This window comes from Micromonospora sp. NBC_00821 (assembly GCF_036347035.1).
Lineage (GTDB): Bacteria > Actinomycetota > Actinomycetes > Mycobacteriales > Micromonosporaceae > Micromonospora > Micromonospora hortensis.
Genome location: NZ_CP108880.1, coordinates 2,465,507 through 2,492,076, shown reverse-complemented (window position 1 = coordinate 2,492,076; position 26,570 = coordinate 2,465,507). Strand labels below are relative to the sequence as shown.

Sequence of the window (26,570 nt, the reverse complement as noted above, 5' to 3'; positions counted from 1 at the left end):
GCCGTTCCCGAAGCGGGCCGACTATCGGTTGGCCGCCCGCTCGGCGACCACCACCGAGATCCCGTCGAGAACACGTTGCAGACCGAACTCGAACGCGTACTCGGGGCCGTACGCGGCGCCGTGCTGCTGGCCGGCCGCGGTGCCGACCCGGGACGCGGTCGGGTAGGCGCCGGGCTTCAGGAAGGTTTCCAGCCAGGGCGCGTGCGACTGCCACCACTGACCGTCGGTCATGCCGGTCTCGCGCTCCAGGTCGACCACCTCGGAGGCGGCTCGGGCGGCGCTCTTCACGTGGCCCAGCACGAGGGTGAGCACCGCGTCGACCTCGACGTCGGTGAGCCCGATGTCGACGATCGCGCCGAGCTCGTAGTCGTACTTGGCCATCAGGTGCGGGCCGAGCACCGGCCGGGTCGTCTCGGCCCGCAGCATCCAGGGATGCCGCTGGTAGAGAGCCAGATTGTCGCGGGCGATCCGTTCCAGCCGGGTCCGCCAGTCGCCCTCGACGGCGGGGCGCGGCATCTCGCCGTACGCGGTGTCGATCATGACGGCGACGAGTTCGGCCTTGCCCGGCACGTAGGTGTAGACCGACATCGTGCCGACCCCCAGCGCCTCACCGACCCGGCGCATGGTCAGCGCGTCGAGCCCTTCGGCGTCGGCGATGTCGATCGCGACCCGGACGATCCGGTCGACGCTGAGCGCCGGACCGGCGCTGCGGCTGGTCGGCTCCCGGGTGCGCCAGAGAAGGGCCAGGCTGCGGGCCGGGTCCGCGGTCGCCTTGCGCTCACTCGCCATGGTGCGGCCATCCTAACAACGAGGCCGTACGCGGTACGGCCGCGCCGGCCCGCTCCCGGGGGTCCGCGGTCTCGCCAAGGCGTGCGTCAGAGCGCCTCGCGGTCGTCGGACAGCGTCGGGCCGGCGGCGGCGGGCACCAGGTGTCGGACCTCCGGCTCCCCGTCGGTCAGTTCCCGGGCCCGTTGCTCGGCCGCGCGGTCCTCACCGGTCAATCGGCCGCCGTGCTGGCGCAGGTGCTCGTCCCAGGACGGCACGAGATACACCTCGACGAACCGGTCCACCGTCTCGGCCGGGCGGAACAGCCCCCAGCGCATCGCGCCGGTCCGTTGCCGCGCGCCGCGCACCAGGTCCATCGCCGCGAGGAACCGTTGGGTCCGCTCCGGCCGGACGGTGTACTGCACGGTCACCAGCACCGGCCCCACTCCCGGGTCCGGCTCGTGCGCCAGGTGCAGTTGCGGCCAGTAGGCCGCCGGTTCCCGGTCCACCGACCGCAGGTCCGGCAACGGCCAGAGACGACTCGTCAGGGTGCCGACGAGCATCAGCGCCGCCGCCGCCAGGTACGCGAGGAGCAACCCGGCCATCTCGGCCACCAGACCCCAGAGCAGCGCGCCGGCGGCCTGCCCACCGGCGAAGCACACCTGGTAGACGGCCAGGCCCCGGGCCCGCACCCAGCTGGGCAGGAAGAGCTGCATCTCGGCGTTGACGTTGGCCAGCACCGTCACCCAGGCCATCCCGGCGGGCAGCAGGGCCAGCAGCACCAGCGGCACCACCCGCACGGTGCCGACCACTGTCAGCGCCACTGTGAACAGCGCCCCGGCGATCAGCAGGAGCTGGTTGGCAGACAGCCGGGTGCGGATCACGGCCAGCAGCACCCCACCCGCGATGGCGCCGACCCCGAGGGCGGCCAGCAGTACCCCGTACCCGCCGGAGCCCAGCCCCAGTCGCCGACTCGCCACCAACGGCAGCAACGCCCAGAGCGCACTGGCCGGGACCACGAAGACCAGCGCACGGCGCAACAGCCGGCGGACGGTCGGCGAGTGGCGTACGTAGCGGCTGCCGGCGCGCAACGCGGCGGTGAACCGCTCCGGCACCTCGACCGCGCGCGCGTTGGCGGGCCGCCAGCGCCACAACGCGTACGCGAAGATCCCGAAAGCGACCGCGTTGATACCGAAGACCGGGGCGACGCCGGTACGGGCGATCAGCACGCCGGCCACCGCGGGCCCGACCGCCCTCGCCACGTTCACGCTTATCGAGCCGAGCGCGGACGCCGACCGCAGTTGGTCCTGCGGCACCAGCTCCGGGATCACCGCCGCCCAGGCCGGCAGGGTGAGCGCCTGCCCTACCCCGAACGCGAAGGTGAGGGTCAGGAGCAGCGCCGGTGGCATCCGACCGGTCAGGGTGAGCAGCGTCAACGCCACCGCCACCGCCACCAGGAACAGCTGCACGGCGATCAGCAGGTGCCGGCGGTCGAAGCTGTCGGCCAGCACCCCGGCGGGCAACGCCAGCAGCAGCACCGGCAGCAGACTGGCGGTCTGCACCAACGCGACAAGGGTGGAGGCGTTGGAGTGGTTGATCAGCAGCCACTGCGCGCCGACGGTCTGCATCCAGGTGCCGATGTTGGCGGCGAGCAGGGCCAGCCACAGGTTGCGGTAGACCGCCGTCCGCAGCGGCGCCCAGGCAGAGGCCGGACGGTCGGCGGGTCCGGCTGCGGCCGTCACCACCGCCCGTCCGCGCGCAGCACGCGCTCACCGGAGACGTAGAGGTCGTCGGGTTCGAGCAGCAGCAACCGGACGACCTCGGTGGCGACCTGTTCGGGCATGGCGTACACCTCGTCCAGGAACTCGGCGCCCACCCGTTCCTGTAGCCGCGTCGGCATCGGCCCGGGATGCAGCTGCATCACCTTGACCCGGTTGCTGTGCTGGGCCTCGGCCAGCGAGTCGACCAGGCTGTTGCCGTAGCTCTTGGTGGCCCGGTAGACGGGGATGCCGGGCCGGGGGGCCGCCAGGGCCAGCGCGCCGATGTAGACGACGTTGCCGTGGCCCTGCCGGTGCAGGTGCTGCACCGCCTCCCGCAGCAGGTACGTGATGCCCAGAACGTTGATCTCCACCGCCCGGCGGATGTGTTCCACCGACAGGTCCCCCAGGTCGCCGCCCGCCCACATGGAGGCGCAGGCCGCCACCCCGTCGATGGTGCCGTAGCGCTCGACCACCTCGGCGAACCCGTCGCGGACCTGCTCGTAGGAGGAGATGTCGCAGACGGCGCCGTCGCAACCCAGCTCGTCGGTCGCGGCGGCGACCTCGGCCGGAACGTTGCCGAACACCACCACCTGATGCTCGTCGACGAGCAGTCGGGCCACAGCGAGGCCGAGACCGCTGGTCCCGCCGACCACCACGAAGGTTCTGGCACCCATGTCTCTCCAGCCGCCGCCAGCACAGGTCACGCGGGCCGCGCGACGGCGCGTTCTTCCCGTTTCCGGACCCGGCACACCCGTTCGCCGGTAGTGCTGGGCATACCCCGAACAGTGGATCTGGACGGCTGGGGCACCCGGTCGCTCCCGATTAGCGTCTTCCGCATGACCACGGAACACCCTTCGCACCTGGCCGAGGCGCTGCGCCGTCGCCGCTGGCTGATCTCCGCGTGGCCCTGGCGCGCGCTGGCCTACCTGGTGACCACAGTGCCGATCGCCGGCGTGCTCGGTGTCGGGCTGCTCGTCATCGGCGCGCCCCTGCTGGCCGCCGCCAACAGCCTCCGCCTGCACGGCCGACCGCCGAGCATCGCGCTGATGCTGTTCCTGGCGACCGGCAGCCTCACCCTGTTGGCGTTGGCCCCGCTGGTGAGCTTCCCGGTGGCCGTCGTCGAACGGTGGCGCGTCGGGCTCGTCGACGGCCGTCCGCTGGCACCGTCGCCGTGGCCGGGCCTGGTCGCCCGCTACCGCAGCGCCGCGACCTGGCGGGAGGTGGCGTACCTGTTCTGGCTGGGCGGGTTCGCCCCGGTCGCCTACTGGGTGTTCCTGGTGCTGGTGCTGCTCGACCTCGGGATGATCACCAGCCCCTGGCTGGCCGGCGACGCCAACCAGCCGGTCGTGATCTGGCAGCCGATCGACAGCACCGGGGAGGCCATTCCGTACGCGATAGTGGGGGTGCTGCTGATCCCGGTCCTCTGGTACGCCGTCGGTCTGCTCGCCGCCGTCCAGGCAGCCGTGGCCCGGTGGTTGCTGGCCCACCCGGTGGACGCGGCGGCGCTGCGCGAGGTCACCCGCTCCCGCACCCGACTGGTCGGCGCGTACGAGGCCGAACGCCGCCGCATCGAGCGCGACCTGCACGACGGAGCGCAGCCCCGGCTCACCAGCCTCACCCTCCAGCTGGGGCTGGCCCGGCTGGACGTACCCGACGACTCCCCCGCCTCCCGACCACTCGCCGTGGCGCACGACCAGGCCCGGGGGCTGATGGTGATGCTGCGGCAGCTGGTGCACGGTATCCGCCCGCAGAGCCTCACCGATCTGGGCCTGGCCGGGGCCGTACGCGAACTGGCCGACGCCGCCACCATCCCGGTCGTCGTGCACGCCGACCTGCGCGACGAGTTGCCGGAGATCGTGGAGACGACCGCCTACTTCGTGGTCTCCGAGGCGCTGGGCAACGTGGCCCGGCACTCTCGGGCGACCCGTGCCGACGTACGCCTCACCCGGGCCGGCGGTGATCTCGTCGTCGAGGTGGCCGACGACGGCCACGGTGACGCCGACCCGGCCCGGGGTACCGGCCTGACCGGGCTCGCCGACCGGGTCGCCGCCGTGGACGGCCGGCTGCTGCTGTCCAGCCCGCCGGGCGGGCCTACAGTGGTCCGGGTGGAGTTGCCATGTCGTCGGTGACCCGGGTGGTGCTCGCCGAGGACGAGGTGCTGCTGCGGGAGGGTCTGGTCGCGCTGTTGACCCGCTTCGACTTCACTGTGTGCGCGGCCGTCGGCTCCGCACCGGACCTGCTGACGGCGGCCCGCGACCACAAACCGGACCTGGTGCTGACCGACATCCGGATGCCGCCGGGCCACCGCGACGACGGGCTGCGCGCGGCCGTGGCGCTGCGCACCGAGCGACCTGATCTGCCGGTCGTGGTGCTCAGCCAGTACGTGCAGACCGGGTACGCGGCGGCGCTGCTGGACAGCGGCGACGGCCAACGCGTGGGCTACCTGCTCAAGGACCGGGTCGCCGAGGTCACCGAGTTCGTCGACACGCTGCGCCGGGTCGCCGACGGCGGCACCGCCATCGACCCGGACGTGGTCCGGCAACTGCTGCACCGCCCCCGCGACCCGCTCGCCGCGCTGTCCGCCCGGGAACGCGAGGTGTTGGCGCTGCTCGCCGAGGGACGGTCCAACGCGTCGATCGCCGGGCGGCTGCACGTCAGCGAGGCGGCGGTCGGCAAGCATGTCGGCAACATCCTGCTGAAGCTCGACCTGCCCCCCAGCGACGACACCAACCGTCGGGTGCTCGCGGTTCTCACCTACCTGCGCGCCGACCCGGTGAGCTGACGGGCCGAGATCGGGCCCGACCGCCCCCGGCGTAGATTCTTCTCAGCGGTACCGGCGCCAGGTCAGGGCGCCGACCAGGGAGACGGGGGCACGGCATGGCAAAGGCGCTGCGGGTTGGTCTGCTGGGGTACGGGTTGGCGGGCCGGGTGTTCCACGCGCCGTTGATCGCCGCGACTCCCGGGCTGCGGCTCGACGCCATCGTGACCCGCGATCCACAGCGACGCGAGCAGGCGCGACAGCACTTCCCGGACGCCCGCCTGGTCGACGACGCCGACGAGCTGTGGCGTACCCCCGACGCCCTGGACCTGGTCGTGGTGGCGACGCCGAACCGGCAGCACGTGCCGATGGCGCGTGCGGCGATCGCCGCCGGTCTGCCGGTCGTCGTCGACAAGCCCCTCTCCCCGACCGCCGCGGAGGGCCGCGTGTTGATCGACGAGGCGACCGAGCGGGGGGTGCCGCTGACGGTCTTCCAGAACCGGCGCTGGGACGGCGACTTCCTGACCGTCCGCCGTCTGGTCGAGCAGGGCGAGTTGGGGCAGGTGCTGCGCTTCGAGTCCCGGTTCGAGCGGTTCCGTCCGACGATCAAGCCGGGCTGGCGGGAGCTCGCCGGTCCGGAGGAGGCCGGCGGCGCCCTCTTCGACCTCGGCGCCCACCTCGTCGACCAGGCGGTGCAGTTGTTCGGCAGTGTCGAACGGGTCTACGCGGAGGTGGACCGCCGCCGCGCGGGCGCGGCCGTCGACGACGACGCGTTCGTGGCGTTGACCCACGCCAACGGGGTCCACTCGCACCTGTGGATGGGCGCGGTGACCGCGCAGCTCGGGCCGCGCCTGCGGGTGCTGGGCGACCGGGCCGGCTACACCAGCTACGGGCTGGACGTGCAGGAGGCGGCGCTGCACGACGGTGGCCGACCGGACCAGCCGGGCTGGGGCGAGGTCCCGTCGGACCGCTACGGCCTGCTCGGCGTCGACGGTGACCTGCGGCCGGTGCCGACCGAACCCGGCGCGTACCAGAGCTTCTACGCCCAGGTGGCGGCTGCGCTGCGCGACGGCGCGCCGATGCCGGTGGACCCACGGGACTCCGTCCACACCGTCGAGTTGATCGAGCTGGCCCACCGGTCGGCGGCCGAGGGCGTGGTGCTGCCGGTTCCGACCGCCTGACCGGGTCGGACACCCGACCGGTCGACACCTCCCGCCACCCGGGCTCCCTGACGCGTACGCGAAAACCAGTGGAGCGGCGCCACCGTGCGCCGTTACCGTGCTGCGCAATCAGGTCGTCTAGGCAAGGACGTGCCGTTGTACACCCTGTGAGACCTCCCAAGAGCTGATCTGTCGCGCGTCGCGCAGTTGCGCCGCGCTCCTTTTTGCTGCGGACTTCTCACTGAAACCGGTGTACTTCTGTGCTCATGAATTGGGCCGTCGTGCCCACCTGCCTACCCATCGTCCGCCGCCGTTGCCACGCGTGCGCGTCCCAACGCCTTCGGGCGAGCGGCAAGTTCCGGGTCAACGCCAACCACAAGATCCTCGACGTCTGGCTTCTCGCGCTCTGCGTCGAGTGCGGGGAGACGGCCAAGCTCACGGTCCTGGAACGGATGACCGTGCGCTCCATTCCACCCGAACTGCTGGACCGGCTCCATGCCAACGACCCGGGCCTGACCGCCGAACTGCTCCAGGATCCGGCCGTCCAGCACCGAAACCGATTCGTCCTGGACTGGGACAACGCCTGGCGTTTCGACACCGGCGGATCGGCGCACCTGGACCTCGACGTGATCGACGTCGTGGTCCGCAACGCGGCACGGATCCCGGTCCGGCCGACCCGCCTGATCGCGGTGGGTTGCGGTCTGTCGCGGGGCGAGGTCGACCGACTGATCGCGGAAGGGAAGGTTGTTTCGGCGTTCCGGTTGAGCGGCAAGCTCTCCGGGGACTTCACCTTCACGCTGAAGCGCTGACCCGCCTCGGGGCCTGTCCGGCAGAACGCCGGGCGGGCCCCTAGTCGGCGGGCGGGCCCCTAGTCGGCGTCCTGCTCGGAGGGAGCCTGGTCCGGCGTCCGGGCGTCGTCGTCGGTGAGCGCGTCGTCCGACGTCTTGGGCAGGTTGGCAAGCCGACGCTCGGCCTCCCGGGCCTCATCGTCGATCCGGGGACTCTCCTCGTCGGGACCGTGCGACATGAGGACCTCCATCGGGCGCGACCGGCAGACCTGCGTATACCCGACCTGAGGGCGGAGACACGGAGCCAATCATGCCGATCGACGAACCCGCGTCCACGGCGACCGAGTTGTTCACGGCCGAACGTGTATTGGACACCCACTGGACTCGGGCACTCGGGAGGCCATGGCGAGCTGGTGGCTGCCTTGAGTGCCACGGTCGCGACAACTGCTCGCAACTGGATTGGGCGTTGACGCTTCTGGCCGACGTTGCTTCCGTCATGCTGCAGAAGCGGTGACGTGGGAGTTGAACGTGAACCGCTGTGCGCTTTCGGCGGACCAACGTACCGAGCGCCGGGCCGGTCGGCGGGCGCGCCGGGCTGGAGCCCGGGAGCGTTGCCGACCCGGCCCGGTGCCGGATCAGCGCTGCTTCAGCTCGCGCCAGGATGGGTGGGTGCCGCGCCAGGCGTCGGCGAGGATGGCCGCCGAGGCCCGGCTGGGGCACTGCTGCACCCGCTCACGACCCGACGCCCCACCGATCTGGGCGCGGACCTCCCAACCCTGCCCGTCAGTACGGATGTACACGTCCCTGCGCCCGCGCGGGGTCGTGTCTCCGTTCCACCAGTGTTCCTCCACCTTCATTCGCCGACCGTATAGCAATTCCCGCGCCGAGGGTACGGCGCAGGTATGCCCGGACCGGGGCAAGAGCGACATTCCAGGCGCATTTCGGCCCAACCGTTGACGGTTCGAAACCATAACGGGCGGTTATCCCGCTCCTGACTTGCGAATCAGGAACCCCGCCCCACTGTGCCCCCTCCCCGCAACCCCCGCCCCCAGCCCTTGTTGATCAAGAGGTTCGCGTCACGAATCGCGTTCCCGGTGACGCAAACCTCTTGATCAACGCGAGCCGGGCGGGAGACACGCGGAGGGTGAGGCGGTCAGGTTTGGGTTGTCAGGAGGTAGTCGTCGGCTTCGGGGCTCCAGCGCAGGTCCAGTACGCCGGCGGTGGCGGCGGCCTTGCAGAACTGCAGGAAGCTGCGGTAGCCGAGCTTCTTCTCGCTGAAGTCGGGGCGGGCCCGGCGTACCTGGTTCTTCAACCCGGACAACGCCACCGGGTTGCCGCCGCTACCCAGGTCCGCCACGACACCCCGGAGTAGGCCGAACGCCACCTCGCGGTCGCCGTGCTCGGGCAGCGAGACCTCGGGGTCACCCTTCGCCGGGCCCTCGGCCAGCTCGATCACGTTGCGCTCGGCGAGGTGGCGCAGCAGTTCGCCGAAGGTACGGAAGCCGTAGTCGGACTCGCTGAAGGTGGGGTCCTTGCGCAGCAGGGTGCGCTTGAGCCGGGACGCGGTGACCTCACCGTTGGCGCTGCCCTGCAACCCGGCGACCGACTGGGCGACGAGTACGGCGAGGGCGTCCACGTCGCGGCCGGGCTCCTCCCCCGCCGGCCGGCGGTCCACCTCCGGCTCGTGCTCCCGCTCCGGCTCGGGTGGACGTTGCTCCGCACCGGCCTGCCGGGTGGCGGGACGGGCGCGGCGACCACGGGCCGGCGGGATGTCCACACCCTCCAAGCGGTCGTAGTACAGGAACTCGTCGCACGCCGGGGGAAGCAGCCCCGAGGTGGACCCCTCGACCCCGACGCCGATGACCCGCTTGTTCAGCTCGCGCAGCTTGTGCACCAGCGGGGTGAAGTCGCTGTCACCACTGCAGATCACGAAGGTGGAGATGTAGTCGCGTTCGAACGCCAACTCGATGGCGTCGACGGCCATCTTGATGTCCGCGGCGTTCTTACGGGACGCGCCCATCCGCTGCGGGATCTCGATCAGCTCGACGTGGGACCGGGTGAGCATCCGGCGGTCCTCGTCGAAGTAGGACCAGTCGGCGTACGCCCGGCGGACCACCACCCGACCTCGTTCGGCCAGCGCGTCGGCGATGGGCCGGAAGTCGAAGGCCGCGCCGCCGCGATGGTCGCGCGCGCCCAACGCGAGGTTCTCGTAGTCGAGGAAGAGGGCAATCCGGTCTTCTTGATCCACGCGGATCAGCCTACGCCCGGCATGAGCTGGCCGGGGCGGGCGACGCGCGACACCTCAACTCGACGACCGTCCATTTCTTGCGGCCTGATAGTCGTTTATTTTCGTTGTTCGATAGGTGTCTTGCAGTGCCCTGTCCGGTGCTGCATCATGGCGATCAATGTCGGGCGTTGGGGGGAACGCCGGGCGGACCTCCACCACCACCCACCCAGGAGGGTCACCGATGTTTCGCAGCCTCACGCCGGCGCGGGGACGCCCCGGCCGGCCCAGCGGCACCGCCGTCGCGCTCGCGGCCGGTCTCGCCGTGCTGGTCGCCGGGCCCACCGCGGCCGCCGCCAGTCCACCCGCGTCCGCCGGCGCGCAGCCGGTGGTCACCCGGGCCGCACTCGATCCGGCGCTGGTCGCCGGACGCGGCGCGGACGTCGACTTCCTCGAGCAGGAAGCGGAGAACGCCCGCACCAACGGCGAGATCATCGGACCCGACCGGACCGCCTACACGCTGCCCGCGGAAGCTTCCGGCCGCCGGGCGGTCCGGCTCACCCCCGGCGAGTACGTGGAGTTCGTCCTGCCCAGCGCGGCGAACGGGATCACCGTGCGGTACAGCATCCCGGACGCGCCGCAGGGCGGTGGGATCACCGCCCCGCTGAAGGTCGCCGTCAACGGCAAGCACCTGCGCACCATGACGCTCACCTCGCAGTACTCGTGGCTCTACAACCAGTACCCGTTCACCAACGACCCGCAGGCCGGGCTGCTGCACCCGGACTGGTGGATCACCGAGTGCCAGTGCGTGCCGTCGGCCACCACGCCGTACCCGAGCATCGACAAGCCGTTCCGGCCCACCCACTTCTACGACGAGCAGCGGCTGCTGCTCGGACGTACCTACCGGGCCGGCGACAAGGTCCGGCTCACCGCGCCGCCCGGTAGCGCCGCCGCCTGGACCGTCATCGACCTGCTCGACTCCGAGCTGGTAGCGCCGCCGCACGTCCGGCTGCTCGCCGCGAACGTGCTCGCCTTCGGCGCCGACCCCACCGGCCGGCGGGACTCCGCCGACGCGCTGGACCGGGCCATCACCTTCGCCCGGCGCGCCCACCTCAAGGTGTACATCCCGCCGGGCACCTACCAGGTCAACAGGCACATCATCGTCGACGACGTGACCATCGAGGGCGCCGGCAACTGGCACACCACCATCAAGGGCCGCGAGGTCGCCCTGCCGACCCCCGCACCGGACGGCTCGGTGCACACCGGGGTCGGGTTCTACGGGCGGGACGCCGCCGACGGCGGCAGCCGTAACGTGCACCTCTCCGGCTTCGCCATCGAGGGCGACGTGCGGGAGCGCATCGACACCGACCAGGTCAACGCGATCGGTGGGGCGATGAGCGACTCCACCATCGACGGGCTCTACCTGCACCACACCAAGGCGGGCCTGTGGTTCGACGGCCCGATGCGCAACGTCCGGGTCACCAACAACATCATCGTCGACCAGATCGCCGACGCGCTCAACTTCCACACCGGCGTGACCGACTCGCTGGTCGCGCACAACTTCGTCCGCAACACCGGCGACGACGGCCTGGCGATGTGGTCGGAGAAGACGGCCAACGCGCGGAACACGTTCGACCACAACACCGTGCAGTCACCGACCCTGGCCAACGGCATCGCCATCTACGGCGGCACCGACACCACCGTCTCGCACAACCTGGTCGCCGACCCGGTACGCGAGGGCAGCGGCCTGCACGCCGGGGCCCGCTTCGGCGCGGAGCCGTTCACCGGGCACCTGCGCTTCACCAACAACACCACCGCCCGCGCCGGCACGTACGAGCTGAACTGGAACATCGGGCTGGGCGCGATCTGGGTCTTCGCCCTGGATCGCAGCATCGAGGCGCCCATCGAGGTGACCGGCGACGCCTACTTGGACAACACGTACAACGCGATCATGCTGGTCAGCGACTGGCCGGTGAAGGATCTCTACTCGATCTCCGATGCGCGCTTCCGGGACGTCCGGGTCGACGGCACCGGCACCTCGGTGGTCAGCGCCCGCGCGGCCGGGTCCGCCTCGTTCGCCAACGTGGACGCCCGCAACGTCGGGGCGGTCGGCGTCAACAACTGCGGATCGTTCCACTTCACCCCGGCCGGTTCCGAGTTCACTCTGACCGACCTCGGCGGCAACGACGGCGGGTGGCTCGCGCCGTGGCTGCTGCCCAACACCATCACCTGCGACGACCGGCCGCCCGTGTCGCCGCCCCCGCCTCCCGCGCAGTGGTGACAGCGGTGGGCGGCCCGATCGCTCGGGCCGCCCACCGCACACAGATCAGCGCGTCCTGACGTACGCCAGCGGCACGGTCGAGGACTGACCGTGCCATCTGCCGCCCAGCGTGCCCCTGGCCGGCCCGTCGGCCCCGGCCCCCGGCCGGCGCACGACCACCAGCTCGACGGTGTCGGTGTCGATGAGCGTGCGGTCCTCGTCGACCACCCGTCGCACCGCGCCGACGGCCGGCACCTGGGCGTCGGCGGGCCCGTCGACGACGACGGTCACCGTCGGCTCACGCACCTCACGCCGACCGTCGACCTCGAAGTACTGCTCCGCCTGGCCGCTGCCGGTGAGGATCGCGTGGGCGAGCGCGGCCGCGTACACCGGGTCGACGCAGCCGTCGTACACCCAGCGCCGGCCGAGCACCGAATGCTCGGTGGTGCCGACCAGCCAGCCGTCCGCACCGTCGAGGGGCGCGGCGCGGTAGGTGAGCGGAACATGGTGGACCGGCCCGTCGGCGGCGCCGACCAGCATCGTCTCGATGCCGACCTCGCCGGCCGGGTCGTCGAAGCGGTAGGCGCCCCGGCTCACCACCTCGACGCCGGTCGGTCCGGCGAACCACTGCCGGCCGGGCAGCCAGGCCGTCAGCAGGTCCAACTTCGTGGGGTGCAGGGTCGCCCTGTGCAGCAGTGCCATGACGGCAGCCTAGTCAGAGGCCCGCACACTGTTGCCCGCCGATCGTGCAGCTCTCCGGCTCCCGGGCGTTGGGCCGGCTGTCGCGGACGTCGAAGCTGATCGTTTGGGATCCCCCGGCCGGCACTGCGGCTCCGGTGAAGGTGATCACCTGTTTGTCCTGTCGCCAGTTCGCGCCGTCGACGTCGTCGACCGTGGTGCCTTCGGCGAGGGTGACGACCACTGCCCAGTCCGCCACCAGGGCGCCGCCGGGGTTGCGGACCACGATCTCGCCGGTGTAGCCGAACAGCCGGTCGGAGTCGGTCTCGTATCGGGCGGTGACGGGCGCCGGTGGTGGAGGTGGAGGTGGCGCGGCCGACGCGGGTGTCCGCGAGGGCTTCGCCGACGGGGTCCGACTCGGCGAGGTGGTCGCCGAGGCTGTGGTCCGGGAGGGGCGCGCCGAGGGGGTCGCCGTGGGGGCGACTGTCACTGGGCCGGCCGTCACGGTAGGCGACGCGGTCGCGGTCGGTGCGGGCGCGGCGGCCGGCTTCGGGTCGGGCGGCAACGTCACCCATGCCGTCGTCCCCGCCACCAGCACGGCACCCGCGACCACGGCGACGAGCGTGCGACGCCGACGGGGGTTGCGGCCGGCCCTGCCGCGTACGCCGATCAGCGGCAGTTCCGCGGTCATCCCACCGTCGGCCCCGCGCAGGTCGACCTGTTGGAAGGCGAGCCAGTCGAGGATGGCCGGCAGCCGTACCGTCAGCGCCTGGCGGAGCTGTTGCTCGCGCGGCTCGTGCTGCTCGGCGGACCACGCGCCGTGCGTGCTGACCTCCCGTAGCTCCAGTCGGCAGCCCTGCTTCGTGGTCGTGACCGCGCAGGTCAGCTCGCTGAGCCGGCCGGCCTCGTCGCAGGCCAGCACAAGCAGGTCCGGCTCCTGCCGCTCGGTCACCTCGACCTCGACGTTGGCCTCGAAGCCGGGCAGGCCGGCGGTGTGCAGCAGCATCCGGTCCGGTACGCCCTCGACCATCTCGGCCTCGGCGAACCACCGGCCGAGCAACTCCCGATCGGTCAGGGCGCGCCAGACCCGCTCAGCCGGGTGGGACAGCTCGACCTGCGCACCGATCTCGATCACGGCGAGACTCTAACGGGTTGCCGGCCCGGCCTGTCCCGCCCGCCCGAGCCGGTTGCCGGCGTCCTGGTCAGCCCCAGCGGCTGGACCGCTCGACCACTGTGGCCAGCGCGGCCCGGGCGTCGGCGCTGACCTCGGCGACCACCTGCGCCGCCGGCACGTCCCGGGCCAGCGGGTGCGCCTGCCCGGCCCACAGATTGGCCACCGATGCGTCAGCGTCGCGCCGGGCGGCGGCGAGCAGGGGACGCGTCAGGTGCAGCACCTGGGGGTAACCGCTCGGTGCCACCGAGTCGTGCTCGCGCAGGAAGTCGTTGGCCACGCCACGGGCCCGCTTACCGGTGAACGCCCGGGTCAACGCGGTCGGCGCGGCACTGGCCACCGCGGCCCGGTGCATCGGCGAACTGCCCGCCTCCGGGCAGCGCAGGAAGGCCGTGCCGAGTTGCGCGGCGGCGGCGCCGGCAGCCAGCGCGGCAGCCACCGAGGGGCCGTCGACGAGGCCACCCGCGGCCACCAGTGGCCGGTCACAGCGGGCGGCGGCCAGCCGGAGCAGCGGCAGCAACCCGTAGTCGTCGTCGTCCGGCAGGCCGCCGCGATGCCCACCGGCCTCGGTGCCCTGCACCACCACCGCGTCCACACCCAGGTCGGCAGCGGCGCTCGCGGCGTCCGGGCGGGTGACTGTGGCCCACACCTCGGTGCCCCGCTCGCGCAGCGCGGTCACCGCCGCCCGGTCGGGCAGCCCGAACACGAAGGACACGACCGGGACCGGGTCCGCGAGCAGCGCAGCCAGCTTCTCCGGGTACGCGTCGTCGCCGCCCACGGGCTCGCCCAGGCTCACGCCGCGTTGCGCGGCCTGCGGGGCGAGCCGTTGCGCGTACGCCCGGACGGCGGCCTCGTCGACGCCGCCGGGGTCGGGCAGGAAGAGGTTCACACCGAACGGCCCATCGGTACGCGCGCGGACCTCGGCGACGTCGGCGACCAGCCGGCCGATGTCGATCATCCCAGCGGCGAGGAAGCCCAGCCCACCCGCGGCCGACACGGCGGTCACCAGCGCGGGCGTGGACGGGCCACCAGCCATCGGGGCGGCGACGATCGGGTGGCGCAACGCGGACAGGACGGACATCCCCCCATCCTGCCGCAGGGCCGGTCCGCTCACCGGCGCGCGGTGTGCCTCCACCGCAGCACGCCGGCCAACCCGAGCAGGACCAGCACCGTTCCCGCGCCGAGCGCCAGCGGCCAGGTCCGCCCGCCCTCTCCACCGCCGACCTCTCCGGCGGCCGGACGGACCGCGGTGGGCGACAGCGGGTCGACGGACTCCGTGGAGGGCGCTGCGGTGAGTGCGGTGGCCGTGGCCGGGTAGCGCAGGATCGTCGAGCGGGTGCCGGCTGGTTGACCGGCGGACTCGGAGACGGTGAGCAGCGACCGGCCGTCGCGACTGTAGGTGATCGACTCGCCCTGGGGCTCGTCCGGCAACGGGGTGATCCGCGGGGTGCCGGTGGTCAACGCGCGGACCACGTCGCCGTCGGGCACGTCGTACTCGAAGGCGTCGGCGTAGCTGCGCAGCACCACCCGCCGTCCGTCCGGCGCGCTCGCCGCGCCGGTGATCACCCCGCGCCCCAGGAACGAGAACGGGTTGCTGGTCGTGGTCGACGGCACTGTCACCTGGCCGAGCGCGGTCAGCGGTGTCGACGCGTCCGGCCGCAACGCGGTGGCCGGCGCGTACAGGAAGACAGTGCCGCTACCGCCCTTGGTGACGATCAGCGGCCGACCGGACGCGTCGAGCAGCAGCGCCTCGGCGTCGTGCGGACGGTCCGGGTAGGTCATCCGGTGCAGCACCGGCTGCTTCGCCCCCGGCCCGAGCCGCCATACGCCGACGGTCGACCGGGAGCGGTCGTTGTCGCCGATGTCGGCGACCCAGACCGTGCCGTCCCGGCCGATGGCGAGGTCCTCGGTGTCGCGGGGCCGGGAGGGGAAGGAGACGGCGCGCACCACAGCGCAGCGCTGGTCGAGGAAGAAGATCCGGCGGCGGGCCTCGTCGTCGGCCCCGTCGTTGATCACCACGTACCCGTCGTCGGTGGCGACCATCCCGGAGATCTCGCGCAGCCGGTCGTCGCGCACCTGGCAGACCGGCGTCCCCGCCGCCGCGGCGGCCGCCGTGGCAGCGCCCGGCGCCAGCACCACGGCCGGCGGCAGCACGCCCGCGAGCATCGCGGTCACCACCGCCCCCGCACGAGCGCGCCGCCCCCAGGTCAACCGTCCACGTACCCGCATCGCCCACCCTCCTCGTCGTGGCCGTGACCGGCCACCCGCCCATCCTGGCCGATCCCGGCCACGGCCGACGGTCATCGGGGGGACGCGCCGGGTTCCCTGGTCGATGTACTGTCGCTCCGCCTGATCTTCACGCCGGAGGGTGGCCATGTCCGTGAGCGACACCGCGCCGGCCACAGGGTTCGGACGGCGGTTGCTGCGCCGCCTCGGCCGCCCGGCCGGTGGCGCCGCCGTCGCGTGGGTGCCGCTCGCCGCGGTCATCTGCGGCCTCTTCACCGGCGCGCTGGCCAGCCGGGCCGCCTGGGAGACGTCCCGACCGCAACCCGACCGGGCCGAGGCCGCCGTCATCCTCACCGACGTCTTTCCCGGCCACGACCTCGGCGAGATCGACACCCCGCCGGCGCTCTTCGTCGTCTACGGGCACGCGCTGCGCCTGGGGACCGTGCGGACCCTGGTGTTCGGTGACGGCGGCGAGTATCAGGAGAGCGCCACCGGCGCCGGCGCACTCGGCGCGCTGACCGCCCGACGTGGCGACACCATCCTGAACGCCTCGATCTCCTCGCAGACAGCCGTCGACGCCAGTTACCTCTCGGTCGAGCTGCACCGCGCGCCACCGCCCCTCGTGGTCCCCGCCGGAGTGCTCGGCACGGTACTGGGCGCGGTGGCCGGTTGGCTGGTCTTCGGCTGGGTCACCCGACGCACCGAGGGCCGCCGTAGCCGTGGCACTGTGAACGGCCTCATCGGTGTGGCCACTGTGCTGTGGTGGCTGCCGGTGCCGCTGGCCGCACCACAGCTGCTGCACCACCACCTCGGCGAGCCACACCCGGCCTGGCACCCGTACTGGGAGTGGCTGGGCCAGCCGGCGGCGTCGCTGCTCTTCCTGGTCGGCGCGGTGTGTGTGCTGCTGGCGCTGGGGGTGGCCGCTGGCACCCGCCGGCACACCACCCCCGGGGCGACGACCGACTGACCGAAGCTGTCGTACCCGTGGTCCATGATCGTGTCGTCGCAGCGGCGCCGGGAGGGGCCGACATGCACATCACCCTGGGGATTCGATGGTGGGAGGGCGTGACGTGACGGACGCCGACGGCGCCGGATGGCGACGGCGCAGCGTGCTGGCGGTGGTGCCACCCGCCCGGCCTCGCAAGCTGACCAAGGTGCCCTTTGTCGAGCTGGCCGACGGGCGGTTGCAGGGCGTTGTCTCCAGCGGGTCGGACGTCGAGCGGGTCTACGTCTCGTCGGTCGCCGCCGGCACCCACGCCTACCAGTGCAGCACCAACAACAACCGGCCCTGCGGCGGTCTGCGCGGCGCCCCGTGCAAGCACCTGCAGGCGCTCACCGATGAGGCTCTGCTCCAATACGGCGTCGACCGGGTCGCCCGTTACCTTCGGGTCGACGTCGGCGGCGGGGTGTCCGGCGGCGCTGACCTGCTGGCCCGGCTGAACGGCCAGCCCGAGCCGGCCTCGGCGGCGGTGGTGTTCAGTCGCTTCCTGCGTCACCTGTCCTATCTGGAGCTGCCGGGGAGTACGGCCACCCTGCCCGAGCTGCACTGGTTCCCGGCCACCGGGGCGGGCCGCTGATGCGCGGCGTTCAGGTCGCACAGCTGCGCGAGGTTCCGGCCGGGTTGGTCGACACGCTCGAGGTGGTAGCCGGCTTCGACGACGCTCTCGCGGGCGGCTTCGGCCGAGTCGGCGAACGGGGTGCGACGGCGCTGGCCGCGTTCGCCAGCGCGCTGGCCGGCACCCCGCTCGTCGACCCGGTGGCCGCCGCGGTCGACGCGGTCGTCGCCGGGTCGGTCACCCCGGAGCACATCGCCGCGCTCGCCGGGGCGCGTTCGGCGTTGCTCGGCGCTGCGCACGACGCCCTGCTCGGGCAGCTCGACACCGCGCTGGGCCGGGCCCGCTCACCATGGACGGCGCCGGGCATCAGGCCCGCCGAGACCCCGTCCGCCCTGGCCGGTGCGCGGGCGTGGTGGCACGAGGTGGCGGTCATTGGCTGGCACGGCGTCGACGACGAGCTACTCTCCGCCGCCGCCACGGTGATCGAGGCGACCCTGGCCGTTCCGGAGCTTCGCCGCATCGCGGTACTGCTCGACGGTTTCGCCGCGGAGCTGCGGGCCTGCGTGCCGATCGCCACCATGACCGAGGTGCCGGCCCGCCGGTGGGCCGATCTCTGGGCCCGGGGCGTGCTGCTCACCGAGGGCGTGCCGCCGCCCGGGGAAGCGCCACTGGTGTCCGGGCGGCTGCTGCCGCTCGGTGTGGACGTGCACACCCACGACACGGCAGTGCAGGTCCAGTTGCACGCCATCCTGGAACCGGCAGGCGACGGACCGACGCGGCTGGTGCGCACCGCGGTCGCCGCCGCGAAGGTGGACACCATCATCGGTCCGGCGGTCTGGCGACTGCTCTCGGGGCACCCGTCGCTACTCACCGCGTTGGCCGAGCGGCGGGCACTGACCATTACCGACCTGCCGCTGCACGGCGGCGACCTGGGCTGGGCCGACGATCGGGTCCGGCTCGACGAGCCTGCCGACCCGTTCGCCACCGCCCGGGTGGTGTTGCCCGCGGCGAGTGCGGCAGCGACCGCTCCGCTGGATCGCCACCCGGCGGGCATCGCCGAGCCGGTCCTCATCGAGGGCACCCCGGTGCGCGACGACGACGGCGGGCTCGCCGTCGAGGTGGACGGCGAACGGATTTCGCTGGCCGTCGACCGACTGCCGGCCGCCGGTCCGCTCAACGCCGACCTGCTCGGTGCCGCGTCGGCCCTGCTGGGTCTGCTGCGCTGGGACGACGGTCGGTGGCAGCTCCAGCCGTTGGCGGTGTCCGCCACTGTGAAGCGGCGGGCCGTGCAGGCGCACAACGGCGACTGGGCGTGCGGCGTCACGGATCCGAAGATCGCCAAGGAGGAGGCCCGAACGGGCGACGCCGTGGCCGTGCTGCGCGAGCGCGCGGGACGGTTGCTGCGCCGATGAACGCGCCCATCCCCACCGGCGGGCTCGCTGACGCCAATCGCCGCCAGGTCCTCTACTGGCGATTGCTGTCCCGCCTGTTCGACAGCGACGAGCAACCCAGCCTGGAGTCGGCGAGCATGGCCGTCGTCGACGACCTCGATCTGCCAGCCGCACTGCTGGACCCGGCGGTCTCGGTGGACACCATCGTGCAACGCTTCCCGGCGCTCACCGCCGAGCTACGCGGGCTGCTCACCCCCGACGACGCCCGGACGGACGACGACGGGCCGGACGACGACGACACGGCCTACCGTCCCGGTGCGGCCGAGGTGCGCCGGGCCGCGCTGGTGTCGAAGGTGCTGCTCAACGTGTTCGCCACCGGCTCCGGTCCGGTCAGCGCCACCCAACTGGCCCGTTGGCAGTCCGACGCCGGCTGGTTCGAGCAGGCTCTCGGGGGCGAGCCCGGTGACCTACGCCGCCAGGGCGGCGAACTGGCTGCCACCCTGGGAGGGCTGGAGGGCGACCTGGTCCGGCGGATGCACCTGCGGGAGGTGTTGGCGAACCCCACGCTGGCCAACAGGCTGACGCCGAGCATGTCACTGATCGAGCAACTGCTGCGCGACAAGTCCAACCTTTCCGGGGTGGCCCTGGCCAACGCCAAGGCGCTGATCCGGCGCTTCGTCGACGAGGTCGCCGAAGCGCTCCGGACGCAGGTGCAGCAAACCAGCGTGGGGGCCCTGGACCGCTCGGTGCCACCCAAGCGGGTGTTCCGCAACCTGGACCTCGACCGCACCATCTGGCAGAACCTGACCAACTGGAGCCCGGAGGACGAGCGACTCTACGTCGACAGGCTCTACTACCGACACACCGCCCGGCGCACCACCCCGGCTCGGCTCATCGTCGTGGTCGACCAGTCCGGCTCCATGGTCGACTCGATGGTCAACTGCACGATCCTCGCGTCGATCTTCGCCGGGCTGCCGAAGGTGGACGTGCATCTGGTGGCCTACGACACCCGGGCACTGGATCTCACCCCGTGGGTGCACGACCCGTTCGAGGTGTTGCTGCGTACCCGGTTGGGGGGCGGCACCGACGGCACGGCGGCGCTGGCGCTGGCCCGACCGAAGATCGCCGAGCCGAAGAACACCGTGCTGGTGTGGATCTCCGACTTCTACGAGGTCAACAACCAGGCGGTCTTCGACGGTCTGCAGGCCGTCCACCGCTCCGGTGCACGGGTCATCCCGGTCGGCTCGGTCAGCAGTTCCGGGCAGCAGAGCGTCAACCCCTGGTTTCGGCAGCGCCTCAAAGACCAGGGCACCCCGGTCATCTCCGGCCACATCCGCAAGCTCGTCGTCGAGCTGAAGAACTTCCTCACCTAGGAGACCCACCCCTCATGTCCGAGATGCTGCGCGCCCCCGCCGAGGTCACGTACGCCGACGAGCTGGATTTCCTCGAGTCGGTCGACACCGGCCCGAAGCCGTTCTCGTGGCGCCTGAGCCCGCGCATGGTCCGGCTGTTCGTCCTCGGCTCGGAACGGGCCGACGGCCTGTCCCGGGAGATCCCGCAGAAGTGGTTCGGCGACCGCAGTTTCGTCGAACGCGCCATCGTCACCCTTGCCTCGGACCGTGGCCTGCTGCTGATCGGCGACCCCGGCACCGGCAAGAGTTGGCTGGCGGAGCTGCTGGCCGCCGCGATCTGCCGCAACTCGACCCTGGTCGTGCAGGGCACCGCCGGCACGACCGAGGACCACATCAAGTACTCGTGGAACGTGTCCATGGTGATCGCCAAGGGGCAGTCCCGGGAGTCGATGATCCCGTCACCGATCATGACGGCGATGGAGCGCGGCGTGGTCGGCCGCTTCGAGGAGCTGACCCGCTCCACCAGCGACGTCCAGGACGCGCTGATCTCGATCCTGTCCGAGAAGTACGTCGCCATCCCCGAACTGGACCAGGACAACATCGTCTTCGCCCAGCCCGGCTTCTCGATCATCGCGACGGCGAACAGCCGCGACCGGGGCGTCAACGACCTCTCCTCGGCGCTCAAGCGACGGTTCAACTTCGTCCGCATACCGGTGGTGACAAACAAGCGCAGCGAGGCCGAGATCGTCCGCTTCCGCACCGAGGAGCTGCTGCGCCGGCACCGCATCGAGCTGGACGTGCCGCCCACCCTGCTGGACATCCTGTTGCAGAGCTTCGCCGACCTGCGGGCCGGCGCCGCCTCGGCGACCAGTGACGACGAGAAGCTGGAATCGGCGCTGTCCACCGCTGAGCAGATCGGTGTCCTGGAGGACGCCATCCTGCACAGCCAATTCTTCGGCGACCGCACACTGCGCGCCGCGACCCTCGCCGGGTCGCTGGTCGGCTCGCTGGCCCGCCGCAGCCCGGAGGACCTGGCGATCCTCAACAAGTACCTGCACGGCGTGGTCGAGCCGCGGGCGCGCAAGGACGACGACGGGTGGGCGGGCTTCCTCGACGGCGGTCGCCAGGCGATCGCGTCCCTGTCGTGAGCGCACCCACCGTCGCCGGTGCCTTCGGCGCGCTGCGCGAGCAGCTCACCGACGCGGCCGCGGCATTCGCGGGCAGCCCCGACGCGCTCGGCGCGATCCTCTCCGGGATGGTCGAGGACGTCGACCGCGCACTCGGCGAGCGGCTGGAGATCTTCCCGGTCTGCCACCACTCGCCGGCCTCCGCGCTCGCCATGGTGCGCCGGCTGCGGGCCAAGCAGCCCCGGGTGATCTACCTGGAGTTGTGCGAGGATCTGCAGCCCCTGCTCGGAGAACTGCGCAACTGCCGCCTCCCGGTGGCGGTGCAGGCGTTCGCCTCGGAGCTGTCCGGCTTTCCCGCCGACTGGGGGCCGCTCAGCGTCGTCGCGCCGGTGACCGAGGCGTCGGCGGAATATCAGGCCATCGCGTACGCGCTGGAGACCCCCGGCGTCGAACTGGTGCTGGTGGACCGCTCCACCGATCACGTCTTCCAGTGGTCACCGAGGGACCAGTCCACCTCCGACGCGGGCCCGGCCGCCGAGGGCGGCGACGTCGGGACGGCCGCGGACACCGGCGAGGAGTCCGCGCTGCACGGCGACGCCGTCGGGGTGGAGATCGGTGACCTGCGACCCCGGTTCGCGGAGTTGGAGGCGTACCTGCTGCACCACGGCAAGGTGCGGCACTGGTCGGAGTGGTGGGACCAGTACATCGAACGCCCGCTGGCTGACGCCGACCACGACACCTACCGGCAGGTGATGGTGCTGATCGGCAGCCTGTTCCGGCGGCTACGCCCGGCCGGCTCCGACCGACTGGACCGTGACGAGGACCGCGAGCGGTACATGTGGACCCGGATGCGTCAGCACCTGGCCACCTCCGGCGTCGACCCGACCGACTGCCTCTACGTCTGCGGCGCGTTCCATGCCGCCAGCCGGGTCGAGCAGTTCGGGTTAGGCTCCACGGCCGACGATTTCGAGATCACCCCACGCACCGGTACCCGCTGGCGGTACGGGCTCATCCCGTCCAGCCACTCCGCTATCGAAACGCAGTTCGGCCTGGCGCCCGGCTCTGTCTCGATCGCGGCGGCGACCTGGACGAAGGCGGTGAGCCGGCACGGGCTGTCCCCGTACCGGCTGGACGGCCAGCGGACCTCGACCACCCGGAGGCGGCGGGGTCAGGCCCCAGCGACACCTTCCCGCGCCGCCGAGCCGGTCAGCGACCGGCTCACCGGCTTCCTCGCCGCGCCGCCCGACCTGAACGGCCTGGACGAGGCGGAGCTGCGCGGCTGGTGCGTCGACATCGTCCGGTTGGCCCGGCGTAACGGGTACCTGGCCAGCACCGCCGACGCGATCGCCGTCTTCGAGACCTCGGTCCTGCTGGCCGGGCTGCGCAACCGGGCCCGACCCACCCCCTACGACTTCGCCGACGCGGCGGTCACCTGTATCGAGAAGGACGTGGTGCCGGGTCGGCGCGACGTCCGGCGGCTCTGCGAGATCCTGCTGGGCGGCGACCGGCTCGGTCAGGTCGGCTACGACGCCCTTCCGCCGTTGGCCCGCGACGTGCTCGACCGGCTTCAGCCGCTCGGCCTGGCCCTGGAGAAGCGAACCGTCCAGCGGGCGCTGCTGGATCTGGCCGGCCAGCCGGAGCTGGCCCACTGCTCGGACCTTCTGTGGATCCTTCGGCACCTGCTGCCCCCGGACGCGGTCCGTCCGATCATGGGTGAGCGTCGGCTCGGGCACCGCTCGATCCAGGAGAGCTGGGACCTGGCACTCGGCCGCAACCAGCGCGCGCTGATCGAGCTGGGCTACGAGGGGGTGACCGTCGAGCAGGTCCTGGAGCAGCGGCTGCGCCGGGCGGTCCGCGGCCCCGACGCCACCGCCGCCGGTGCGCTCACGGCCGTCGAGGACGCCATCCGGCTGCTCGACAGCCCGCGACTGGTCGACGAGTTGGGCGCCCGGGCGGTCGACCTGCTCGCCGCCGAGCGCACCGTCGACGACGCCCCGGACGTCCTGCGCCGCGTCCGTCGCCTGCTGGCCCACTACCGGGCCACCTCGTCGACCCTGCCGGCCTGGTGCGAGGCGTTCGTGACCACCGGATACGCCCACTACTGCACGCTGCTGCCGACCGCCATCGCCGCCGAGGAGACGGAGGTCCGGCAGGTCGCCGCGATGCTCGGCTTCCTGTTCTCCATGGAAGGCCTCGCCCTGTCGCTGGGTTGCGACCGGTCCCAGTTGGAGCTGGCGGTGGCACAGGCGCACCCGACCGCGCCGCCGAAGGTCGCCCTGCTCTGGGCAGGTCAGCACCAGCTCGGGCTGCTGCCGCTGGCCGAGCTGCGGGCCCGGTGCGCCGAACTGCTGGGCAATCCGCTGGTGCTGCCGGCCTTCCCGCAGTATCTGGCCGGCTTCGTGCACGCGCTGGAGCCGGTGCCCGGGCTGGCGCCGTTCGTCGTCGAGACGATGTCGAACGCGTTCGCCCGGCTGCCCGACCCGGTCCTGCTGCCCTGGCTGCCCACCCTGATCTCGACCCTGCGGGATCAGGGGCCGGAGCTGGTCCCACTGCTGGTCCGCGAGGCGGGGCGCACCTTCCCGACCGCGCTGCCCGAGTTGGATTCCTGGGTGCCGCCGTGGGTGGCGCCCTCGTCACCAGCCCGGCCGGTCACCGTCGCCGCGCCGCAGCGATCGGTCGGCGCGCTGCTCGCCGCCCATCCGGAGGCGGTCGACGCTGTCGCGGCGCTGCTCGGCTGTCCGGGCGGGTGGCAACCGTTGCCCGATCCGCCCACTGACCGATCCGCGTTGTCAGCCCTGCTGAACGGGCACCCCGACACCGCCGCGGCGGTGGCCACGCTCCTGGGGGTGTGACCGGCCTCGACGTCCAGCGAGGACCGCCGAGGGTTACCTGTCGGTGCGCGGACCGGTACGGTCCGAGATGTCCACGGTCACAGCAGGCCCGGACGACGGCGCCCCCGCCGGGCCCGGCGCCCGGCGCCGCCAGGCCGACCGGCCATGGAAAGGGGCGCAGCGTGCGGATCAGAGCGGGGTTGTGTGTCGCGGCGCTCGTCGCGGCGGGACTGACGGTCGGCACACCGGCCGCCGCCACACCGGCCGCCGCCCCGGTGGCCAGTGCCACAGTGGTGCCGATCCAGGTCACCGGTGATCCGGCGACGCGGTTCAACCTGGTGCTGCTGGGCGACGGTTACACCGAGGCCGACCTGCCCACCTTCCGAGCACACGTGGACCGGCACCTCAACACCCTGTGGACGATCGAGCCGTTCAAGTCCTACCGCAGCTACTTCAACGTCTACGCCGTGGAGATCGTCTCGGCGGAGTCCGGGGTGGACTGCGACCCCGGCCTGTCCGCGCCGCGACGCGACACCGCGCTGGGCATGGGCTTCTGGGGTGGTTGCAACCCGGCGAGTGTGCAACGCCTGCTCACTGTCGACGGCACCGCCGCTAACGCGTACGCCGACCTGGCCGGCGGCAGCAACCCCGGCAACCGGCAGTTGATCGCGCTGGCCAACAGCGGCACCTACGGCGGGGCCGGCGGCAGCAACGCCACCGCCTCCGGCGGCAACGCCCTCTCCGCGCTGATCAGCCCGCACGAGCTGGGGCACTCGCTCGGTGGCTTGCAGGACGAGTACGACTACTACGGCCGTGGGGTGCCGGGCGACACCTACAGCGGGCCGGAACCGGACTCGGCGCACCACACCGTGTTGACCGAGCGGCAGATGCGCGACACCCGGGCCAAGTGGTGGCGCTGGCTCGGTGAGCCGAGCGAGTCGGGCGGAACGATCGGCCGCTACGAGGGCGGCCTGTACCTCCAGCGTGGGGTGTGGCGACCGAGCCGGCACTCGATGATGAAGTCGCTGGGCTTCTACTTCGACCAGGTCGGCCGCGAGCGGATGACCGAACGGATCGCCGCCCGGGTCGGCATCGTGCAGGGCGGAACGGCCACCGATCAGGCGGTGGGCGCGGACCGACTGCTCTGGGTGGACACCCTGCACCCGGTGAGCCACGCGCTGACGGTGACGTGGTCGGTGGACGGCACTGCGGTGCCGCGCACCGGCAACGCCCGCCATCTGGACCTGCGGAAACTACGGCTCTCCCCCGGCCGGCACACGGTGACCGCCACGGTGACCGACCCGACGGAGTTCGTCCGCGACCCGGCGATCCGCAGCTCACCGGCGCTGACCCAGACCCGTACCTGGACCGTGGACACCGCGGTGCGTACCCCGGTGGTGGAGTCGCCGCTGGCGATCACCGCGTCCACCGCGACCGACCGACCGGTCGGCGCGCAGGATGTGGTGTACGTGCGGACCAACCAGCCCACCGATCGGGCGCCACGCGTGCGCTGGACCCTCGACGGCCGGCTGGTGGCCGACTCCGGCACCGACCGGGACGTGGACCTGTCCGCCCTGCGCCTGTCGCGGGGCACCCACCGGCTGACCGCCCGCGTCAGCGAACCGGCCACCGGGAAGGCGGTGACCCGCACCTGGACGGTCGACGCGACGCGGCCCGACGTGGCGTACGCCCTCTCCGAGCCGCTGCTCACCGTTACCCGGCCCGGCCGACCCACCGAGTACGTGTACAACGGCCCGTTCAGCATGGGGTTGACCGGCACCGACGACGGCACCGGTCAGGTCACCTCGGAGTTCCGGCTCGACGGCGACGGGTGGCACAACTACTACGGTTGGCCCACCGACGCCCGATCACCGTTCCTGTTCACCGCCACCGGCACCGACGTGGACGGTCTGGTCTACGGCAACCTCGGCTCGGGCGGCCTGTCCGTGTCCCCGTTCGCCGAGCGGACTCCCGGGTACGGCCGGCACCGCGTCGAGTACCGGGGCATCGACGCCGTCGGCAACATCGGGCCGGCCCGCGCGTTCGTGGCCACGCTGATCCCGCCCCCACCGGACTGCACCACAGTGATCACCGGCCGGCACGCCGGCCCGCTGACCGTCAGCGCCGGTGTCACCTGCCTGCGCACGGCCACGGTGACCGGCCCGGTCACCGTCGCGCCCGGCGCCGCCCTGGTCGCCCAGGGCTCCTCGATCGCCGGAGACCTGACGGCGTCGCGCGCCGCTGCCGTCGAGGTGCTGAACACCGAGGTACGCGGCGCGGTGGCGCTGACCGGCACCACCGACCACGTCACGATGGTGGGGGCCCGGGTGGCCGGGCCGCTGGCGCTGACCGGTACCGCGTCGGCGCCCATCCTCGCCGGCGGCCAGGTGGGCACGGTGGCCTGTTCCGGTGGCCCGACCCCGGTCGATCTGGGGGTGCCCACCACGGTACGAAAGCCCACCGCGGGCCAGTGCCGCCGGGCGTGACGCCAGACCCACTCAAGGTCCGCGCAACTACCGGGAC

General features: G+C 72.4%; 22 protein-coding genes. 12 read left to right on the top strand and 10 right to left on the bottom strand.

From position 1 onward, the window contains the following. Window positions 1-21: 21 nt before the first annotated feature. From OHB44_RS11365 to OHB44_RS11355, 3 genes are all read right to left on the bottom strand, one after another. Window positions 22-789: a TetR/AcrR family transcriptional regulator gene (locus tag OHB44_RS11365; protein WP_266303150.1), complete on the bottom strand. Its 768-nt coding sequence runs from the start codon at window positions 787-789 to the stop codon at window positions 22-24. Window positions 790-875: 86 nt separating this feature from the next. After that, window positions 876-2,510, bottom strand: a complete 1,635-nt coding sequence (locus OHB44_RS11360) for an MFS transporter (protein WP_266303151.1) — start codon at window positions 2,508-2,510, stop codon at window positions 876-878. Beyond that, entirely contained in the window at window positions 2,504-3,199 is a 696-nt protein-coding gene (locus OHB44_RS11355; RefSeq protein WP_266303152.1) for an SDR family NAD(P)-dependent oxidoreductase, read from the bottom strand. Before OHB44_RS11355 ends, OHB44_RS11360 begins: the two co-directional genes overlap by 7 nt. A gap of 162 nt (window positions 3,200-3,361) precedes the next feature. Between OHB44_RS11355 and OHB44_RS11350 the strand changes: the two genes are divergently transcribed. The 4 genes from OHB44_RS11350 to OHB44_RS11335 all read left to right on the top strand — a co-directional run bounded on the left by OHB44_RS11350 (window position 3,362) and on the right by OHB44_RS11335 (window position 7,252). Beyond that, on the top strand, window positions 3,362-4,654 hold the full coding sequence (locus OHB44_RS11350) for a sensor histidine kinase (RefSeq protein ID WP_266303153.1): 1,293 nt from the start codon (window positions 3,362-3,364) through the stop codon (window positions 4,652-4,654). Next, window positions 4,642-5,307 (top strand): response regulator transcription factor, encoded by a 666-nt coding sequence (locus tag OHB44_RS11345; protein WP_238686329.1) that lies wholly within the window; start codon window positions 4,642-4,644, stop codon window positions 5,305-5,307. Before OHB44_RS11350 ends, OHB44_RS11345 begins: the two co-directional genes overlap by 13 nt. 95 nt (window positions 5,308-5,402) lie before the next feature. Continuing rightward, window positions 5,403-6,464: a Gfo/Idh/MocA family oxidoreductase gene (locus OHB44_RS11340; protein WP_238686330.1), complete on the top strand. Its 1,062-nt coding sequence runs from the start codon at window positions 5,403-5,405 to the stop codon at window positions 6,462-6,464. Between the two features lie 245 nt (window positions 6,465-6,709). Further along, a complete protein-coding gene (locus OHB44_RS11335; protein WP_330441217.1) occupies window positions 6,710-7,252 on the top strand; it encodes a DUF1062 domain-containing protein in 543 nt (180 codons plus the stop codon). Between the two features lie 59 nt (window positions 7,253-7,311). On the opposite strand, the gene OHB44_RS11330 is transcribed toward OHB44_RS11335, so the two are convergent. From OHB44_RS11330 to OHB44_RS11320, 3 genes are all read right to left on the bottom strand, one after another. Beyond that, a complete protein-coding gene (locus OHB44_RS11330; RefSeq protein WP_238686332.1) occupies window positions 7,312-7,470 on the bottom strand; it encodes a hypothetical protein in 159 nt (52 codons plus the stop codon). A 396-nt stretch (window positions 7,471-7,866) separates the two neighbouring features. Beyond that, window positions 7,867-8,088 (bottom strand): hypothetical protein, encoded by a 222-nt coding sequence (locus tag OHB44_RS11325; protein ID WP_030335934.1) that lies wholly within the window; start codon window positions 8,086-8,088, stop codon window positions 7,867-7,869. Window positions 8,089-8,384: 296 nt separating this feature from the next. Further along, window positions 8,385-9,479, bottom strand: coding sequence for a PIN domain-containing protein (locus tag OHB44_RS11320; protein ID WP_210784064.1), 1,095 nt, complete (start codon window positions 9,477-9,479; stop codon window positions 8,385-8,387). A 220-nt stretch (window positions 9,480-9,699) separates the two neighbouring features. Here OHB44_RS11320 and OHB44_RS11315 point away from each other — a divergent pair, with 220 nt between their 5' ends. Next, the gene (locus OHB44_RS11315; protein WP_238686334.1) at window positions 9,700-11,736 is read left to right on the top strand and encodes a glycosyl hydrolase family 28-related protein; all 2,037 of its coding nucleotides are present in this window, start codon (window positions 9,700-9,702) and stop codon (window positions 11,734-11,736) included. A 45-nt stretch (window positions 11,737-11,781) separates the two neighbouring features. Here the strand turns inward: OHB44_RS11315 and OHB44_RS11310 are convergent, their stop codons facing one another. The 4 genes from OHB44_RS11310 to OHB44_RS11295 all read right to left on the bottom strand — a co-directional run bounded on the left by OHB44_RS11310 (window position 11,782) and on the right by OHB44_RS11295 (window position 15,793). Further along, window positions 11,782-12,417: a CG0192-related protein gene (locus OHB44_RS11310; protein ID WP_238686335.1), complete on the bottom strand. Its 636-nt coding sequence runs from the start codon at window positions 12,415-12,417 to the stop codon at window positions 11,782-11,784. A gap of 13 nt (window positions 12,418-12,430) precedes the next feature. After that, on the bottom strand, window positions 12,431-13,528 hold the full coding sequence (locus OHB44_RS11305; protein ID WP_330440756.1) for an SRPBCC domain-containing protein: 1,098 nt from the start codon (window positions 13,526-13,528) through the stop codon (window positions 12,431-12,433). A gap of 67 nt (window positions 13,529-13,595) precedes the next feature. Then, window positions 13,596-14,645: a nitronate monooxygenase gene (locus tag OHB44_RS11300; protein WP_330440754.1), complete on the bottom strand. Its 1,050-nt coding sequence runs from the start codon at window positions 14,643-14,645 to the stop codon at window positions 13,596-13,598. Between the two features lie 29 nt (window positions 14,646-14,674). Further along, entirely contained in the window at window positions 14,675-15,793 is a 1,119-nt protein-coding gene (locus OHB44_RS11295) for a hypothetical protein (protein WP_330440752.1), read from the bottom strand. A gap of 151 nt (window positions 15,794-15,944) precedes the next feature. Here OHB44_RS11295 and OHB44_RS11290 point away from each other — a divergent pair, with 151 nt between their 5' ends. From OHB44_RS11290 to OHB44_RS11260, 7 genes are all read left to right on the top strand, one after another. Beyond that, window positions 15,945-16,757, top strand: a complete 813-nt coding sequence (locus tag OHB44_RS11290) for a hypothetical protein (protein WP_330440751.1) — start codon at window positions 15,945-15,947, stop codon at window positions 16,755-16,757. 142 nt (window positions 16,758-16,899) lie between these two features. Further along, a complete protein-coding gene (locus tag OHB44_RS11285; RefSeq protein WP_238686607.1) occupies window positions 16,900-17,367 on the top strand; it encodes a hypothetical protein in 468 nt (155 codons plus the stop codon). Further along, window positions 17,367-18,758, top strand: coding sequence for a hypothetical protein (locus OHB44_RS11280; RefSeq protein WP_330440750.1), 1,392 nt, complete (start codon window positions 17,367-17,369; stop codon window positions 18,756-18,758). Before OHB44_RS11285 ends, OHB44_RS11280 begins: the two co-directional genes overlap by 1 nt. Next, window positions 18,755-20,110: a VWA domain-containing protein gene (locus OHB44_RS11275; protein WP_330440749.1), complete on the top strand. Its 1,356-nt coding sequence runs from the start codon at window positions 18,755-18,757 to the stop codon at window positions 20,108-20,110. The genes OHB44_RS11280 and OHB44_RS11275 overlap by 4 nt, the downstream gene beginning before the upstream one ends. A 14-nt stretch (window positions 20,111-20,124) precedes the next feature. Continuing rightward, window positions 20,125-21,237 (top strand): ATP-binding protein, encoded by a 1,113-nt coding sequence (locus OHB44_RS11270; RefSeq protein ID WP_091401268.1) that lies wholly within the window; start codon window positions 20,125-20,127, stop codon window positions 21,235-21,237. Further along, on the top strand, window positions 21,234-24,068 hold the full coding sequence (locus OHB44_RS11265; protein ID WP_330440748.1) for a DUF5682 family protein: 2,835 nt from the start codon (window positions 21,234-21,236) through the stop codon (window positions 24,066-24,068). Before OHB44_RS11270 ends, OHB44_RS11265 begins: the two co-directional genes overlap by 4 nt. Before the next feature lie 161 nt (window positions 24,069-24,229). Next, the gene (locus OHB44_RS11260) at window positions 24,230-26,533 is read left to right on the top strand and encodes a M64 family metallopeptidase (protein ID WP_330440747.1); all 2,304 of its coding nucleotides are present in this window, start codon (window positions 24,230-24,232) and stop codon (window positions 26,531-26,533) included. Window positions 26,534-26,570 lie beyond the last annotated feature (37 nt).

Bases quoted from the DNA above. Each gene is read 5' to 3' on its own strand.
- OHB44_RS11355 (WP_266303152.1), bottom strand. From the start codon at position 3,199: ATGGGTGCCAGAACCTTCGTGGTGGTCGGCGGGACCAGCGGTCTCGGC.
- OHB44_RS11350 (WP_266303153.1), top strand. From the start codon at position 3,362: ATGACCACGGAACACCCTTCGCACCTGGCCGAGGCGCTGCGCCGTCGC.
- OHB44_RS11295 (WP_330440752.1), bottom strand. From the start codon at position 15,793: ATGCGGGTACGTGGACGGTTGACCTGGGGGCGGCGCGCTCGTGCGGGG.
- OHB44_RS11275 (WP_330440749.1), top strand. From the start codon at position 18,755: ATGAACGCGCCCATCCCCACCGGCGGGCTCGCTGACGCCAATCGCCGC.
- OHB44_RS11315 (WP_238686334.1), top strand. From the start codon at position 9,700: ATGTTTCGCAGCCTCACGCCGGCGCGGGGACGCCCCGGCCGGCCCAGC.
- OHB44_RS11335 (WP_330441217.1), top strand. From the start codon at position 6,710: ATGAATTGGGCCGTCGTGCCCACCTGCCTACCCATCGTCCGCCGCCGT.
- OHB44_RS11345 (WP_238686329.1), top strand. From the start codon at position 4,642: ATGTCGTCGGTGACCCGGGTGGTGCTCGCCGAGGACGAGGTGCTGCTG.
- OHB44_RS11310 (WP_238686335.1), bottom strand. From the start codon at position 12,417: ATGGCACTGCTGCACAGGGCGACCCTGCACCCCACGAAGTTGGACCTG.
- OHB44_RS11280 (WP_330440750.1), top strand. From the start codon at position 17,367: ATGCGCGGCGTTCAGGTCGCACAGCTGCGCGAGGTTCCGGCCGGGTTG.
- OHB44_RS11325 (WP_030335934.1), bottom strand. From the start codon at position 8,088: ATGAAGGTGGAGGAACACTGGTGGAACGGAGACACGACCCCGCGCGGG.
- OHB44_RS11340 (WP_238686330.1), top strand. From the start codon at position 5,403: ATGGCAAAGGCGCTGCGGGTTGGTCTGCTGGGGTACGGGTTGGCGGGC.
- OHB44_RS11300 (WP_330440754.1), bottom strand. From the start codon at position 14,645: ATGTCCGTCCTGTCCGCGTTGCGCCACCCGATCGTCGCCGCCCCGATG.
- OHB44_RS11330 (WP_238686332.1), bottom strand. From the start codon at position 7,470: ATGTCGCACGGTCCCGACGAGGAGAGTCCCCGGATCGACGATGAGGCC.
- OHB44_RS11270 (WP_091401268.1), top strand. From the start codon at position 20,125: ATGTCCGAGATGCTGCGCGCCCCCGCCGAGGTCACGTACGCCGACGAG.
- OHB44_RS11365 (WP_266303150.1), bottom strand. From the start codon at position 789: ATGGCGAGTGAGCGCAAGGCGACCGCGGACCCGGCCCGCAGCCTGGCC.